The following is a 16,755-nucleotide window of genomic DNA, read 5'->3' as shown; positions in this document are numbered from 1 at the left end:
GCGGGAAAACAATGAACAGATGGAAGAAATCACGGGACAATCGAGGAATGTCACTGGTCATGGTCATTGGAACAGTGGCACTGGTAAGCATACTGGTGGTTATAGTACTGTCTCTTTCTCTGATGAATATACAGATGAAGTCAGTATATAAGAAGTCTGCGGATAATTTCTATGATGCAGAAGCGGCAATGGATGAGATACGTACCGGTCTGCAGCAGGATGTGGCAGATGCAGCAACCACGGCATATCTTTCTGTTATGTCACAATATTCTGCCAGCAGTTATCAGGATGCTGTGCGTCAGAGCACCTTCCGGGAATTGTACCGGAAGGAGTTAAAGAAGAAAATCGGGCAGACCATGGATGATACCCATTATGATATCGGCTATCTTGAGAATTATATCGGTGCGTCCCACCGTTATGAAGCAGCAACCGGTACCGGAGCCAGACTTACAACACAGGATGGCAAAGATGCAGATTTTGTGGTAACACAGTCCGGTCTTGTGATTATGAATCTGGAGCTTTCTTATAAGGATGCAGATGCTTATGAGTCAGTTGTAGATACAGATCTTGTATTAAGCTATCCACAGGTAAACTTTATCCAGTCAACATCAGTACCGGATTTGCTGAATTACTGTGTGGTAGCAGATGAAGGTGTCTGGGTAAACAATGGAAACCGTACACTTACCATGAATGGCAATGTATACGCAGGCAATTATTATACCGGGAGCAGCAGTGACCGGAATGGATTCCACATTGACAACAGTGGAAGTGTAATGCTTGGACTGCGCAAGACGCTGATTACCAGAGGCGGACTTACGGTAGAAAACCAAGGTTCTTTTACAACGGATACCAAAGCTACGATATGGGCAGATAATCTCAATGTTTACAGCAACGCAGCCCTGTCCTTATCTGGCAGTACATATGTATCGGATGATTTGACGATTACCGGAAGCGGTGATGTTACCTTGCGTGGAGAGTATTATGGCTACGGTAATCCGGAGACTGCCAAGGCAGCGGCATCTGTAGTTACAGAAGAAGTCAATGCCAATAAGGCGGCATACAGCAGTGCCATGATTATCAATGGAATTGCAGACAGTGGCAAGGCTAGTATCCGCATGAATGGATTAAAGACATTGATGTTAGCAGGAAATGCCTATATCGGAAGCGGCAATGCCATGATGGGAGAATCCCTGGCTGTAAAGAGCAGCCAGACGGCATATCTTGCACCGGCAGACTGTTTTCTTATAAATACTACCAATCCCACAACGGTAGCGGAAGATTTTATGGCAAAGAGTGATTTTGCAGCAGCTCCGGAAAAATATATTAATTATGAAGTGTTAAAAAATTATCATGCTTTGGATATCACACCATTATATAAAGATGGTCTGGTTTATTATTTCTTAAAATTCGAGAATGCAAAGGAAGCTGCGGCATTTGACCTTGCATACTACAATGATGCAGACCATGCAGCCACAAGGCAGCAGTACCTGTCTCTTTATGTGGATGACGCAGAATTATCTATCCGGGAGAGCAGCTCTGTGGAGAAGATTACCAACGGAAGTATTCTTGTCTGGGATACAAAAGGAATCCGTACCATTGAGCCGACAACCATAAGTAATGGATTAGACGATATTTACGAGGATGGTTATTATGCCGGACTGCAGAGTGGCTGGCAGGATATGTATGCTTCTTATAATATTTCACTGACAAAGGATTATGAGAGGCTTACAGCGGAGCAGAAGGCAGCCACTGTGTTTGAAAATCTGGTGGATGTAGACGGGCTGAAAAAAATTACTGGCACATCCGGAGCAGTTGAATTTGAATTTACCGATGGGGATGGAGTCCGGCAGGTGGCATACGTAACAGATAATGAAGGTGCATCAGCATTGGAGGTGGATGCTTCGTTTCTGGGTGGAAAGAATGTACCGCTTATCATTGCAACCGGAGATGTGAAGGTTACAGCAGATTACTCCGGTACAATTTTAAGTGGTGGCCAGGTGACCTTTGGCATGCCGGGAAGCAGCAGTTCAACAGTGTCATCTGATATGCAGGATGCTGCCAGAGTCATCCAGAATGCCGAATATAAGAAGGGGTCAGATACCTATATTCTGTCACAGGTATTGAAGAACAGCCAGTACTATGTAGGCAGTATTGGAAAGGCATATACCGGAGAGGATGCCGTGGATGTAACGAAGCTTGTAACCTATCAGAACTGGTCAAAGGAGTAAAGATAAGATGCAGAAAGGGAATCGTATAAGCGGAAAAAAGAATAGTGGATTTTCGTTGGTAGAGCTGATTGTTACCGTGGCGATTCTTGCAATTATTTCTGTGGGAGCGTTTCTGCTTACCGGCTCACAGAATGGATGGAAACTGCGTCATGCTGCGGAAAGACTGGATTCAGCACTGGATAAAGCTATGGTTCAGTCTATGAGTAAGAGTGATACTGCAGGTCTTATTGTCTATGAATTGAATGGAGAATATTATGCAGCAATAATAAAGGAATCCTGCCGGGACGGAAATATTTACCGTGTAACTGAGGACAAGGTGCTGGAAAAGTATTCACTTGGAAAAGAACCGTTGACGATTACGCTAAGTTATAAAGGAAAAGACGGGACAGCAGTATCAGATGTTACATTATCCAATCAGGGCAGTGAGAGTAATTTAAGCAGTGCGGCAGAATTTCTCTATGACAGAAGTACGGGGGCGGTTAAGACCGTAAAGGTAAACAGTGTGGAAAGCTATTATACTGGTATATATTTGAAGTTGTCAGACCGTGATATGCAGATAAAAATAAGTGCTGCCACCGGCAGACATGAGATACAGTAAGCAAAAAGCAGGGAGGAGGAAAACAAAGTGGACCACAGGAAAGCTTCAAAGAAGTATTGTGAAATCAGAAAATGCGGGATATATGATAATAAAGGATTTACGCTGGTTGAACTGCTGGTGGGAATTGCGATTGTGGCAATTGTCGGTGGATTAATCGGCACATTTTTGATTTTCTCCACAAGAACATATGGAAAAGTAACCGATGAAGCAGACTTACAGGAGGATGCACAGATTCTCCTATCCCAGATGGATAGTTATATTATCGATACAGACAGTGCACTTCGTTATTATGCAGATGTATCAGAGAGTGGAAGCGGCACGGAAATTTTAAAGGACAGCCTTTATCCGGGTGGAGCAGCAGGACTGACCAGAAAATGGCTGGAGATTTATAAGACCACCGATACCGGATATACAAAAGAGACCGTTTTGTGGACAAAATCCACAGAGAAGCTGACATATAAGCAGGAGACTATTGATGCGGCAGGAACGGTAACTGAAAATATAGAAGAACAGGATCTGGCAACGCATGTAACAGATTTTTCCATTGATCTGACGAAAGTAACTTCACTGCGTCAGGTAACAGTGTCTGTTGCTCTTGCCAGTGGAGAGAAAAGTTATGGAGCGGATACTACAGTGTATCTGCGTAACCAGATTGTAGTAAATGGGGAACCTTATACACCGGATGCAGCACCGGTCATTTCATCCGTACTCAGCGTTAAGGTTCTGCCACAGACGGTTATGATGCGGCCTGGCGGAAGAAAGGCATTTCAGGCAATTGTTTATGGTAATAATTCACCATCCCAGGAGGTAACCTGGAGTCTTTCCGGAAATACGTCTTCCCTTACCACTATTTCAGCGGATGGACTGCTGTGGATCAGCATGGATGAGAAGGCAAAGACCTTAACGGTAACAGCAACATCGGTACAGGATACCACCAAGTCAGGAACGGCGGAAGTAACAGTAGTACATGGCAAGAAGCTGTCTTTAGGCCAGATTCGGAAATACTGGCTGCAAAGAGGAAAATCAATGTATATCTATGCAAGGGTGAATGGAACATTAAGTGGTTCTATTACCTGGGAAAGTAATCCATTGGATTTACTTTCGGTGAATCCCGCAGATTCTGTAACAGTTGCAGGAGGATATCCATCATTGGATTTGATGAATGCGAGATGTGTGAAAACAGAGTATCCGGGGACACCTTTAGGAGAATATACAGTGAAGATTAGCGGTATAGTAGATGGTCAGCCGTATGAAGATATGGTTTATATAGAGGTGGTGGATTCGCCTGAAATAGCTGGAGCAGGTGATGTTGTATATTTTGATAAATCAAATGGTTTGGATTATTGGGTACATCCTGGAGACACCGTGAATTTGTCTACAGCATTAAAGAGGTTCGATATTGGAACAAAACGTAGTTATGAATTTAAAGAAGGCGGGAATATAAATAAGGATTCCTATACTTTTGAGACCTCTGGAACAGATGATGAAAAGATAAAAATAAGTATTGATGAAACAGCTGAGGATGGTGAAATTTATGTTACAGTCAAAGCTGGAAATCAATGGCATACAGGCTATGATTCTGTTACAATTCATGTGGCGGAGGAATTGGATTTCCCATATATTGTGGAAACAACATATTTTCCAGATCAGGAGAACTGGTTCTGGTCAAGTGTACATTGCAGGGGACCGGTAATGATAGCAGATTCAACATTACAATTTACGAATCTTACTTCCGGAATCAATGGGTTGATAGCAAATACCGGCGAGCCGCATAAACTTACACCATCGGAGCAGCATACAGGTGAGAATGAGCGTACGCTGTCTGGCGTAAATGAATTTACACAGGACGGACCGGGAAGGTATGAAAGTTCTAAGATACTTAATTTAGAGGGAATTATTATTATTGATAAAGATGTTGAACTTGATGCACCTTTTATTTGTTGTAATAGTGATACGGTGATTTATATAAAGGGAGAACATAGCTTGAAATTCAAAGGAATTACTACTTTTGACGGGCTGATTTATGCACCGGAAGGAGATGTTTATTTTGAAGGTCAGGCGGGTTATTGCCGGGGTGTTGTAATAGCAAAAAATTTGCATGTAAATAGTCGGGGAGACAGGGAGTTCTCCTTTATGGAAAAAAGCAGTGTAATGGATCTGGTTAATACATTGAAGGCAAACTAGCTTGTTGAGAAGTAAAAGAGGACAGGATATATGAAACGGAAGAATTCTTTGAAAAATTCCAGAAAGAGAATCATTCAGGCAACGGTAGCAGCAGTAGCAGGTATAACAGTTGCGGTTGCTGCATTCCGGCCGGTAGAGACTTCAGCAAACGGAGTACTGCCGGGGGTGGAAAGTATCGTTGCACAGAAGATGGCAACAGAAGATAAGACCTATCGGATTTTAGAGATTATGCCGGATGGAGCAGAAAGTGAAATGGGCTATCTTGCAGCGGGCAGTGAGCCGGTAGCCCTGGCAGATGGAATGCTGGCTTACTTTGCAGAGAATGGTATCGAAAATACGCAGCAGGAGAGAATGAATTATATCAACAGCTTAAAGCAGCGTTTGGAGGACGGGAAGATAGCTTCCGGTGATACATCTAAGACACCACTTTATGCAGAAGCTTATGAGGAGGCTTTTTTCCCGACAGAGGAGCAGCAGAAGGACTACAAGAAGCTGGTATTTCCGGAAGAACAGTATGAGACAATTACTGCTGAGGGACATTATGCTTACCGGCAGGATTATGACGGAAACTATAATCCCAATGTAGTTTCCTTCTCTTATAATGCAACTGGGGATTATGCAGTAGAATTTGAACGGAGAACACCACTTAAGGATGAAGCACCATATAACCAGCCATATGAGTACCGGGATAATGGAACAGATGGTTATTATGAAGCAGTTGAAAATCCTATGACAGGTGGTAATTATTACTATATTTCAGACTTTTACTATGTTGGAGCAGATTCCGAACATGGACATTATCTGGCACAATTAGATGCTGTAAAACCATATTCATATACTGAATCAGGGGATGGAGCATTTGCATTTGTGCCGGGAACAGCGGAAGAGGACAGCGCAAATCAGTCCTGTCAGGTGGAGATGGGCTCTGTCTGGTATACCGGTGGACTTTATAATAATAACCTGTTCCGGGACTATGTATTAGGAGCATTGTCCAAGGATGATTTAAAGGTAGAAGTAACGGCAGTAACAGAGTCTGGACTTGCTTCTGTAGATGTATCCGGTATGGATTTTATTTATATCGGCGGACAGGGTTATGATACCGGAATGAAATATCAGCTTTCTTCTCCGGAGCTTCTTGCACAGGTGGATAAAATATATAAGAAAATTTTAGGCAAAGCACCGGTTCTTATTGATTCTACTGTCTTAGAAAGTGCACTTACTGATTATAATACTTCTGATATTGCAAAGCTTGTGGTTTGGAGCATCCAGAAGGAGTTAAAGGATGACCCGCAGACTGTGGATGCCGCAGAATTATGTGATACCGCTTCTTTAAACAGCAATTACACTGGCAATCATACTAATTATGCGGAAAATAATGTTTACTGCATGAAGATGACAGATGCAGACGGGGTGCGGCAGCATGTATTTACCGGCCTGCTGGAAGCTTTTCCGCAGGAGCTGCAGGAGGCAGAGGGATTTGCACCGGTGCGGGCATTGATTGAACAGGAGAATACCCTCCGTACATCAGCGGATGCGATTGATACCACGCTTTCAAAAAACATGGTCTTACAGTATATTTTAAATTATCCTTATGAGAGAACCTTTAGTGATAAAGAGGAGCTGCGGGTGCTGGATATCGAACCGGCAATGGGTGCACTGTATCTTGATGAAAATGCAGCTGATGACAGGATTCTTACCAAAAAGAAGCTGGCAGACTGGACAGGTGTTGCCATTGACAATATCAGTATTACCCGGATGACTTCAGCGGAGTTTATTGGTAAAATCGAAGACATGAACATGGAATACGATCTGGTTTACTTTGGACTTGGTTATGCCGGAGAGAATGGAAATTCTGATGTAAAGCTTCAGGGGGATTATATGAACCGTGATGCTGAAGGAAATACGGTTTATAATGATTCACTGATGAATGGGCTGGTCTATGCACATACCGGGGATGCATTCTTAAGAAAAGCTATTCTTGGTGGACTTTTAGATACTGATTATGTAGATAATAATACATCGAATTATCTCTATGGAGGCAATCCGGACAGCTCAAGAGACCCATACGGTGACCGGGATGAGTGGGACAGCGGATTAGGTAAGCTCGTTACCGCAACAAAGGCCATCAGTGGTTTCCAGTATGATAATCCAAAGAATAGAAATGACCGTCAGGAAATTACCGTTACAGTAGGAAATGTAGGAGTATACCGTGCCAGCGGAAATGATATAACAGAGAGCAAGAAACGTGACCTGGAAGAATTCCTCGGAGCGAAATATCCGGTTCTTTTTGCACAGAATTTTGTGACCACAGAAGGTGAAATCAATGCAAAGGTGGTAGATAATTCTTCTGTTCTATATCAGTTCGCAAAGGAAAATCTTGCACAGGATAATGTCTTTTATCTGGATACCGAAGGCAGGCCAAATGATGAGAGCAGCTTCCGGTACTATATTAATATGCCTAAGGTTAAGCTTGCCATGCTCAATCCGTCTACCGGAGCAGAAGAGAGTGATATGGCATTAAGTACAGGAACAGCACGTACTACGGATAACAATTATGGCAATAAAATTGTAGAAATCCGTACCGATAAGAAGGATTCCGGAGTCTATACGCTGCGTTACCGCTTCCGGATTGATAGTACCGTAGATGCCAGCGTGGCTACGGTATATCATGCAGGACTTTATTTTGATATGAATGCCGATGGTAAATTTATCGAAAATGATACCTATTCCGAACGGCAGAAGGACTGCATCATTTTTGATGCTTCCGGCAATGAAGTCAACCGGGATGCAGCTGGAGAATATCAGTTGAGCAGCGGACAGGAGTACTATCTTGAAAAAGACATTCCAGGTGACTATCGTGGTATGCTGACCTGGAAACTGGAACTGACTCAGACCACCAATGCCTATATCCGTACAGCAAAGACAGGTTATACGATTGTATCAAGACCAGCTGGTGATGATAGTGTACAGGTTGTTAAGGTGCTTCAGATTATGGGAAATAATAATGAATGGGGCGGTTACTTTAATCTTTCTACAGATGGTGACGTGCGGAATTTTATCAGCAATTTTGAAAATACAGAGGGAGTCCGGTTTGAAATTACAGCCATTCCAATGCGCGATTTCGATGGCAAATATACATCCTTTGAACAGCTGAAGGATTATCAGATGTTAATCTTTGGTTTCCAGGACAGTTATTCGGATATGACCAATGCTGACACACTGACAGCAGTAGATGATTATATTGTCAGCGGACGAAGTGTATTGTTTACCCATGATACCTCTTCCTTTGTCAATGTGGCAACCGAGCAGATGTACTGTCAGGATAATCCGGATGGCGATAATGGATGGAACCCGGGCTGGCTTAGCAACCAGGGTAATGCAGGAGATTTTAACCAGGTAGAACGTCACTGGGGCTATACGGTAAACCAGAAATTCCGTGGTGTTCTTGGAATGGACCGTTATGGAATTACTTATAATGAGAGGACTTCCAAAGACCCGCAGGCGGCACAGCTTCGTTCCCTGCTATTAAAGGAAGGACAGCTTTTAGACATCAGTACTACTACAGATGCCTCTGGCAATGAGATAACAACCGGAACCATTGATACGGCACATGGTGGCGTAACTACAAGGGAGAATCCGGATGGCAGCGGGGCACTGACTTCTGCAGTATTAGGAAGTGATAAGGATATTGCGTATGTACCGGGAACGAATCAGAAGCAGTCCTATGGACAGACACAGGGTTATACTTATGGTGCAATCAATTTCCATTATTATTATAATGCTCCGTGGCAGTGTACAACGGAAGCAAAGTATGCTTATAACCAGTACATGATGTGGCGTACACTTCCGTTACCAACACAAAGAAATGATGTTTCTCTTGGAAACCTGAAAAACAATGCCAGCATGTATGCAACCCAGGTAAATGATGGACAGATTACCCATTATCCATATGAGATTGGCAGTCAGATTACGATAGCTAATACCCATTACCAGTATTATCAGCTGAATATGGATGAGGATATGGATGGAGATGAAAACAGTGATATTGTAGTGTGGTACTGTCTGGGTGCATCCGGTGATGGTTCGGCGATTTATACCAGTTCCCCGAATGATGTGCGGAACAATTATTATATTTACAACATTGGAAATATTACCTATTCCGGTGTGGGACACAGTACAATAAGTAACGTGAATGAGAAGCAGTTATTCTTTAATACCATTGTTGCAGCGTACAAGACAAGAATCAAAGATCCGGTAGTAAAGCTTTTAGAGAATGGAAGCCGTACTTCAGCAGAAAAGGAAGCTGTTTATGTACATACTGATAATGCCATCGGAAATAAGGCACTGGAAAATGAAGTAAGTTTTTATTACACCGTAACAGATTCGAATCTCGTCACATCGGATAAGGAAATCAGTGTGGATTATTCCATGGTAGATAAGAATGGCAGCAGTATTGCAATTCCGGTACAGGCAGCAGAAAATCAGGTGTATATCACAACAGAAGCAGTAAACGGAGATACGGTTACGACAGATTCTGCCGGAAGAATCAGAGGCTTAAAGAGCGGGGAAGTGTATAAAGTCACAGTTCATAATCTGACGGATACAAAAGTACAGGAGGCAATTACCAATGGTAATATGCGGATTGCAGTTCATGCAGTCAGTACCTTTGACTATTATGGAGACAGCTATGGTCTGGGTGAAAATGCCCAGGGCATTCCACAGAGCAGTGCATCTATGAAAATATTAGGAACAACGCTGTTTGATTTGGATTAGAACAAAAGAAAAAAATTTTATTGGAAAAATGGGAACGAAATCGTATAAGACCGGAAAAGCAATTCGTAAAATCAAAAAAAGGTTGAAAAACTGGTAACGTTACCATATAATAAAACCATGAAGAACCAAGTAGGGTGAATGGTCGCGGCTGCATTGTCGAAAGACATACAGACGAGGAAAGTCCGGGCTTCGCAGGGCAGGATGCCGGATAACGTCCGGTGGAGGCAACTCCAAGGAAAGTGCAACAGAAATGTACCGCCAGGTAACTGGTAAGGGTGGAAAGGCAGTGTAAGAGACTACCGCATCTCTGGTAACAGAGATGGCTCTGTAAACCCCATTCGAAGCAAGACCAGATTTAAGCATTGACGTGGCCCGCCAGCTTAAGGTAGGTTGCTTGAGGCGGTTGGCAACAGCCGTCCTAGATAGATGACCATTTTCAACATAACCCGGCTTACAGCCCTGCTTGGTTTCTTACTATCAAATCTAATGTAATTCTAAAATGTTTCTTAAAAGACAATAACTCTGTTGACACAGAAAAGCAGGGGACTTAAGATGAATATCAGGGTATGGTGATATGTGAACATACATATCACCATATTTTTGCGTAAGCATCCGTAAGGAACTGCCGGTGGCAGGTGCGTAGATATAAAAAGAAGAGAGGTCTTATATTTGAAAGAGAAGTTAGCGAGATTTATGTCAGGAAGATATGGAGTAGATCAGTTATCAAGATTATATCTTGGAATTGCACTGATATTACTGGTAGTTTCAATTTTTAGTCACCTTGGTATATTTTATATAGCTGGAATTGTTCTTCTGGTGTATACTTATTATCGTATGTTTTCGAAGAACATTTCCAAGATGTATGCACAGAATCAGAAGTATTTGAATGCAAAATATCGTGTGGTGGTAAAAAAGGATGCATGGAAGAAACAGTGGCAGCAGCGTAAGATTTACCGGTTTTATCGTTGTCCGGGATGTAAACAGAAGGTTCGTGTTCCAAAAGGAAAAGGTAAAATCTGCATTACCTGTCCAAAATGCAGAATGGAATTCATAAAGAAAAGTTGAGCTGTAGCTATTTGGAGGAAGCAGTATGTTTGGATATGTAAATATCAATCGTAATGAATTATCAGATGAAAATAAAAAGATTTACCAGGGTTATTACTGCGGACTTTGTCAGAAACTAAAGGAGGTTTCCGGCCGTAAAGGCCAGATGCTTTTAAACTATGACATGACATTTCTGGTAGTGCTTTTGACCGGACTTTATGAGCTGGAGGAAAAAAGCACAGATTTTGTATGTGCGCTGCATCCGACGAAAAAACGGACAGCCAGAATCAATGAAGCAACAGAATATGCTGCTGATATGAATATTATTCTTTCCTACCAGAATTTTGAAGATGACTGGAGAGACAATCGTTCTTATTCGAAAAAAGCATTTGCCAGAATGCTGGGAAAAGATTATAATCGCATCATGGCAAAATACCCAAGACAGGTAAAGGCAGTAGAAACCTATATCGAAGAACTGGGTAAGGCAGAGGATGCACAGGAATCCAATATTGATAAAATATCAGGACTGACAGGAACCATGCTGGGCGAAATTTTTGCATGGCGGGAAGATATATGGGCAGAAGAACTCAGATATTTTGGATTTTATTTAGGAAAGTTTATTTATCTGATGGATGCCTATGAGGATTTTGAAACAGATAAGCGTAAAAATGCATACAATGTTTTCCGGGTACAGCGGAAAGAGGATATGCAGAATCTGGATACCTTTGTGAAGCTGCTGCTGACCAGTATGATGTCAGAGTGTGCCAAGTCCTTTGAACGTCTGCCAATTCTTATGCATGCAGACATTCTGCGGAATGTATTATATTCCGGAGTCTGGACGAAATATGAGTACAACAGACTGAAACGTGAGCGGAAGCAGCAGAAGCTTCTTGAAAAACAGAAAGCCGAAAAACAGAAGGCAGACAGGAAAAGTGCAACAAAGTGAAGTTAAGAATTAAGAAGGAGTAAGTAGTATGGACCCATACAAAGTGCTGGGCATAGCTCCGGGAGCAACAGATGAAGAAATCAAACGGGCATACCGGAATCTGAGCCGCAAATATCATCCGGATGCCAATGTAAATAATCCTGACCGTGCACAGGCAGAAGAAAAATTTAAAGAAGTACAGATGGCTTATGACCAGATTATGAAACAGAAACAGCAGGGTTACAGCTATGGAAGCGGTTACGGCGGCGGTGGCGCTTACGGTTATGGTGGTTTTGGCTATGGCAGAACCAATGGTGCATATGGAAACAGCGGTTATGGCAGCAGTGCTTCAGGTGAATCGGTAGAGATGCAGGCGGCTGCAAATTACATCCGGAATCGTTGCTTTAAAGAAGCATTGCATGTGTTAGATGGCATTTCTGACAGAACGGCACGCTGGTATTATTACAGTGCAATTGCCAATGCCGGAAGCGGTAATAATGTAACGGCAAAGGAGCATGCCAGTCAGGCTGTCAATATGGAACCGAGTAATATGGAATATCGTCAGCTGCAGCAGCAGTTAGAGTTTGGCGGAACCTGGTATCAGAGCAGAGGCGGTGAATATGAACGGCCATATTCCGGCAGCAGCGGCTGGTGCATGAGTATGCTGTTATTGAATCTTTTATGTAACTGCTGTTGTTTCAGACCATATTAGAAAACCATATTTTTGAAGATCTTTTTTATTTGCAAGAATGAAAACTTCTGCTATACTGTAGAATGAAAAAACAGAAATGGAGATTAGAAATGAGAATTTTAGCTGAAAATACATCATGTATTGTAATTGACTATCAGGAGAAGATTTTGCCGGCAATGTCAGGAAGAGAGGAACTTGTGGCAAATTCTGCTGCATTATTAAAGGGACTTAATTTATTGGAAATACCGATGGTATTGACCACACAGTATGCCAAGGGATTAGGAAATAATATTCCGGAGATTTGTGAAGCAATTGGAAGTGATGTGGCATATGACAAGACCACATTTTCTGCATATGAAACAGAAGCGGTATATGAAGCAATGGATAAAGAGCGTAAAAATGTCCTGATTTGTGGAATTGAAGCACATATCTGTGTACTTCAGACAGCCATTGATTTAAAGGCAGCAGGGTATCAGCCGGTTATCGTAGCAGACTGTGTATCTTCAAGAAAAGAACTGGATAAGGAACTTGGTTTAAAGAGAGCGGAACAGGAAGGCATTCTGATTACATCTAAGGAAGCTATTTTATTTGAATTGACACGTAAGGCAGGCGGACCGGTATTTAAACAGATTTCTGCACTGATTAAATAAAGGAGACAGGATATGCTGCAAAGATTTTATCCCGATGAATATCTGGATTCTACCTATGTCATTGACTTTGATAAACTTTATGAAGAGGGATACCGGGGCATTATTTTTGATATTGATAATACACTTGTTCCACACGGAGCACCGGCGGATGAGCGGGCAAAAAAGCTGTTTGCTCATTTAAAAGAGCTGGGTTATCATTGTATGCTGTTATCGAATAACAAGGAACCACGGGTGAAGATGTTCAATGATGCGGTAAATGTTTCCTATATTTACAAGGCAGGAAAACCGTCAACGAAAAATTATCTTAAGGCAATGGAAGAGATGGGAACCACCACGGAGAATACGTTATTTGTGGGAGACCAGATATTTACTGATGTGTATGGGGCAAACCGTGCGGGAATCCGTACGATTCTGGTAAAACCGATACATCCGAAAGAAGAAATACAGATTGTTTTAAAGAGATACTTGGAGAAAATTGTGTTATTTTTTTATACAAGGAAGAGAAAGAAGGAAGAAAAATTATGAAAATCGGAATTGGAAATGACCACAGTGCAGTCGAAATGAAATTTGCAATTAAAAAGTATTTAGAGGAAATGGGACATGAAGTTGTAAATTACGGAACAGATTCTACCGAGAGCTGTGACTATCCGGAGTATGGTGAAAAAGTAGGACGTGCAGTTGCAGCCGGGGAAGTAGACTGTGGCGTATTAATCTGTGGTACCGGGGTTGGAATCTCTTTAGCTGCTAATAAGGTAAAAGGTGTCCGTGCAGCAGTATGTTCTGATGTAACAACTGCGCATCTGGTAAAAGAACATAACAATGCCAATATCATCGCATTTGGAGCAAGAATTGTTGGAATCGAGAAGGCAAAAGATATTGTAAAAGCATACCTGAATGCAGAATTTCAGGGTGGCAGACATGAAAAACGTATTGCCATGATTCATGAAATTGAATCAAGATAGGGTAAAGTCACAAAAAAAAGGTTGAAAAATGGCTTGTTTTATTATAGAATAGAACGAGTGAGTGACAAGTTTGGAATGAGAATTTTTTCCAATACCCGTAAGAACCTGCCGATGGTAGCGTCTTATGGTGCTTAGCAACGAAAATTAGGAGGAATATCGATGATTTCAGCAGGAGATTTCAGAAACGGAATTACAATCGAATTAGAAGGAAATATTTATCAGATTATTGAATTCCAGCACGTTAAACCTGGAAAGGGTGCTGCATTTGTCAGAACCAAATTAAAGAATATCAAGAGTGGCGGTGTAGTTGAGAAAACTTTCCGTCCAACAGAGAAATGCCCACAGGCACGTATCGACCGTAAAGATATGCAGTATTTATATTCTGACGGAGATTTGTATTACTTCATGGATGTTGAAAACTATGAGCAGATTGCTTTAGATAAGACAACCATCGGTGATACCTTAAAATTTGTAAAAGAGAACGAAATGTGTAAAATCTGTTCTCACAATGGCAACGTATTTGCTGTTGAACCACCATTGTTTGTTGAACTTCAGATTACAGAGACAGAACCTGGATTCAAGGGTGATACTGCAACAGGTGCAACAAAACCTGCAACTGTTGAGACTGGTGCAACTGTAATGGTTCCATTATTCGTAGAGCAGGATGATGTCATTAAAATCGATACAAGAACTGGTGAGTATTTATCCAGAGTATAATTTTATGCGAAATACGTGGGAGTTTCAAAACAGTTGTTTTGAAACTCCTTTTTCTGTTGCCGGGCATTAGGAAGGAACTATTAGTGGCAGTACCAGCAGGTTATGGCAATGAGAATGGAAAGTTGAGGAAACAGGCTATGCAGGAAGAAAGCAGAAAAGAGAAAAATTTCATAAAAAGGATTTATCATGCAGACGCACCAAAGTGGTTGAAATATGCGATATTATTCGGATATCCGGTTCTGCTTTTTTATATTACTGCATTTATGACATATAATCCTTTTGTAAGAACCAGGTGGAGAGCACAAATTCTAAATCTCCTTTTATTTGAGGCTTTTGTGTGGCTGCTGCTGGCAATTACCGGAAGTGCAGTGATCGCACTTCGTACGGAAACAATTCTTGGAATTGCATTGAGCATTGCGAATTATTATGTCATTTCCTTCCGTGGTTCTCCGGTGGTGCCGTGGGATTTGCTGTCTCTTGGAACGGCAGCCAGTGTTGCCGGAGGCTATAATTATATGTTGCCGTCCCGTCAGATTGCGTTGATTCTTCTGATGTTCTTTCTGGCATTTACGGAGCGTTATGCAAAGATTCATATTTCGCGGAAAAAGATATTGCTCCGCGCAGGTAGTGCTGTGATTTCTATTGCCTGTATGGCAGGAATTGGCTGGATGGTACAGGATGATGCAATGGTAAGTGAATTACAGCTTTATCCGTTCCTTTTTACGCCTACAGTCATGTATGAACGAAATGGCTTTGCAGTGACGTTTCTTATGGATATGCAGTATCTTAAGGTGGAGAAGCCGGAAGGATATTCTGTTGAAAAGGCAAAGAAATTATTAGAAAATGAGGATGGTCTTGACTGGACGGCATACGACCAGAGAAATAATTTTGGAGAGGAATTCTCAAATCAGAAAGAAACAACAGACCAGCTTCCGAATGTTATCGTCATTATGGATGAAGCCTTTTCCGATTTGGGGGTTCTGTCCGATGAGGCACTTCCGGTAAATGAAGACTATATGCCGTTTATTCACAGCCTGCAACAGGGGGCAGAAAATACCCAGACCGGATATTTGAATGTATCGGTTAAGGGTGGAAATACAGCAAATACGGAATTTGAATTCTTAACGGGAGATACCATGGCATTTCTTCCGGCTGGTAGTATTCCGTATCAGCAGTATATTACAAAGGACACACCAAGCATGGCATCTTATCTAAAGAGCTTGGGTTATGAGACATATGCCATGCATCCATATTATGCGTCCGGCTGGAACCGGGATAAGATATATCCGCTGCTGGGATTTGACAGCTTTTATTCTTCTGCAGATTTCTATGGTTCCACTTATGTGAGGGGCTATATCGATGATTCATCCTGTGTGGATAAGATTATTGAGACATATGAAAAAAAAGATGCAAGAACGCCGGCATTTATCTTTAATGTAACCATGCAGAATCACAGCCCATATACCGATGGCTATCAGAATCTTCAGGGAAATATTACAGTAGATGGAACGGTATCTGCCCAGTTATCGGAATATCTGACCCTGGTAAAATTATCGGATGCAGCATTGGAAAAGCTGATTGATTATTTTGAGACACAGGACGAACCTACGGTTATCGTATTCTTTGGTGACCACCAGCCGACAGATGCGGTGGTGGAGCCAATCTGGAATTTAGAAGGCAAATCATCCTCTGATTTAACAGAAAAAGAAAATCAGCTTCGTTATAAGGTGCCTTATGTTATCTGGGCAAATTATGATATTGATGAGGCGGTAAATCAGGAGAGCAGTGCCAACTATCTGGGGGCACAGATGATGGAAGCAGCAGGAGTTCCGTTGTCGGATTATCAGAATTATTTACTGGAACAAAAGAAGGAGATGCCATTGATTTCCACGCAACATACGGAAGCAGAAGGCAGTGATGCATGGCTTAATTATCAGACGCTGCAGTATTATCTTTTATTTGACTGGGATGGAGAAAAATAGA

The 16,755-nt window shown here is 41.9% G+C and carries 12 protein-coding genes and 1 other RNA gene; all 13 read left to right on the top strand.

Going from position 1 to position 16,755, the window contains the following annotated elements; all coding sequences use genetic code 11:
* Positions 1–11: 11 nt before the first annotated feature.
* Entirely contained in the window at positions 12–2,228 is a 2,217-nt protein-coding gene (locus DWX65_RS08525; RefSeq protein ID WP_117947416.1) for a hypothetical protein, read from the top strand.
* Between the two features lie 7 nt (positions 2,229–2,235).
* Positions 2,236–2,826, top strand: coding sequence for a pilus assembly FimT family protein (locus DWX65_RS08520; protein WP_117947415.1), 591 nt, complete (start codon positions 2,236–2,238; stop codon positions 2,824–2,826).
* Positions 2,827–2,853: 27 nt separating this feature from the next.
* A complete protein-coding gene (locus DWX65_RS08515; protein WP_117698084.1) occupies positions 2,854–5,010 on the top strand; it encodes a type II secretion system protein in 2,157 nt (718 codons plus the stop codon).
* Positions 5,011–5,040: 30 nt separating this feature from the next.
* Positions 5,041–9,783 carry a DUF5057 domain-containing protein gene (locus DWX65_RS08510; RefSeq protein ID WP_118173232.1) on the top strand — a complete coding sequence of 1,581 codons (4,743 nt, stop codon included), beginning with the start codon at positions 5,041–5,043 and terminating at the stop codon, positions 9,781–9,783.
* A gap of 126 nt (positions 9,784–9,909) precedes the next feature.
* An RNA gene (gene rnpB / locus DWX65_RS08505) (RNase P RNA component class A) lies at positions 9,910–10,253 on the top strand.
* A 199-nt stretch (positions 10,254–10,452) separates the two neighbouring features.
* The gene (locus DWX65_RS08500) at positions 10,453–10,848 is read left to right on the top strand and encodes a hypothetical protein (RefSeq protein WP_118087563.1); all 396 of its coding nucleotides are present in this window, start codon (positions 10,453–10,455) and stop codon (positions 10,846–10,848) included.
* Between the two features lie 25 nt (positions 10,849–10,873).
* Positions 10,874–11,773 (top strand): DUF5685 family protein, encoded by a 900-nt coding sequence (locus DWX65_RS08495; RefSeq protein ID WP_118173231.1) that lies wholly within the window; start codon positions 10,874–10,876, stop codon positions 11,771–11,773.
* A 28-nt stretch (positions 11,774–11,801) separates the two neighbouring features.
* Positions 11,802–12,464, top strand: a complete 663-nt coding sequence (locus DWX65_RS08490; protein ID WP_022244043.1) for a J domain-containing protein — start codon at positions 11,802–11,804, stop codon at positions 12,462–12,464.
* An 89-nt stretch (positions 12,465–12,553) separates the two neighbouring features.
* Positions 12,554–13,093 (top strand): hydrolase, encoded by a 540-nt coding sequence (locus DWX65_RS08485; RefSeq protein ID WP_022244044.1) that lies wholly within the window; start codon positions 12,554–12,556, stop codon positions 13,091–13,093.
* Positions 13,094–13,105: 12 nt separating this feature from the next.
* Positions 13,106–13,618: a YqeG family HAD IIIA-type phosphatase gene (locus DWX65_RS08480; RefSeq protein WP_117947413.1), complete on the top strand. Its 513-nt coding sequence runs from the start codon at positions 13,106–13,108 to the stop codon at positions 13,616–13,618.
* Complete coding sequence (gene rpiB / locus DWX65_RS08475; protein WP_022244046.1) at positions 13,615–14,055, top strand: ribose 5-phosphate isomerase B; 441 nt, start codon at positions 13,615–13,617, stop codon at positions 14,053–14,055. Before DWX65_RS08480 ends, rpiB begins: the two co-directional genes overlap by 4 nt.
* Positions 14,056–14,214: 159 nt before the next feature.
* Entirely contained in the window at positions 14,215–14,772 is a 558-nt protein-coding gene (gene efp, locus DWX65_RS08470; RefSeq protein WP_022244047.1) for an elongation factor P, read from the top strand.
* Between the two features lie 83 nt (positions 14,773–14,855).
* Complete coding sequence (locus tag DWX65_RS08465; protein ID WP_242997841.1) at positions 14,856–16,754, top strand: LTA synthase family protein; 1,899 nt, start codon at positions 14,856–14,858, stop codon at positions 16,752–16,754.
* The last annotated feature ends 1 nt before the right edge of the window (position 16,755 follow it).

The organism is Roseburia sp. AF20-18LB (assembly GCF_003461185.1).
Classification (GTDB): domain Bacteria; phylum Bacillota; class Clostridia; order Lachnospirales; family Lachnospiraceae; genus Roseburia_C; species Roseburia_C amylophila.
This window is presented reverse-complemented; position numbering and strand designations above follow the sequence as displayed.

What these genes read in the sequence shown, in the direction of transcription:
- DWX65_RS08525 (WP_117947416.1), top strand. Translation starts at nt 12, where the DNA reads ATGAACAGATGGAAGAAATCACGGGACAATCGAGGAATGTCACTGGTC.
- DWX65_RS08520 (WP_117947415.1), top strand. Translation starts at nt 2,236, where the DNA reads ATGCAGAAAGGGAATCGTATAAGCGGAAAAAAGAATAGTGGATTTTCG.
- DWX65_RS08510 (WP_118173232.1), top strand. Translation starts at nt 5,041, where the DNA reads ATGAAACGGAAGAATTCTTTGAAAAATTCCAGAAAGAGAATCATTCAG.
- DWX65_RS08495 (WP_118173231.1), top strand. Translation starts at nt 10,874, where the DNA reads ATGTTTGGATATGTAAATATCAATCGTAATGAATTATCAGATGAAAAT.
- DWX65_RS08490 (WP_022244043.1), top strand. Translation starts at nt 11,802, where the DNA reads ATGGACCCATACAAAGTGCTGGGCATAGCTCCGGGAGCAACAGATGAA.
- DWX65_RS08485 (WP_022244044.1), top strand. Translation starts at nt 12,554, where the DNA reads ATGAGAATTTTAGCTGAAAATACATCATGTATTGTAATTGACTATCAG.
- DWX65_RS08480 (WP_117947413.1), top strand. Translation starts at nt 13,106, where the DNA reads ATGCTGCAAAGATTTTATCCCGATGAATATCTGGATTCTACCTATGTC.
- rpiB (WP_022244046.1), top strand. Translation starts at nt 13,615, where the DNA reads ATGAAAATCGGAATTGGAAATGACCACAGTGCAGTCGAAATGAAATTT.
- efp (WP_022244047.1), top strand. Translation starts at nt 14,215, where the DNA reads ATGATTTCAGCAGGAGATTTCAGAAACGGAATTACAATCGAATTAGAA.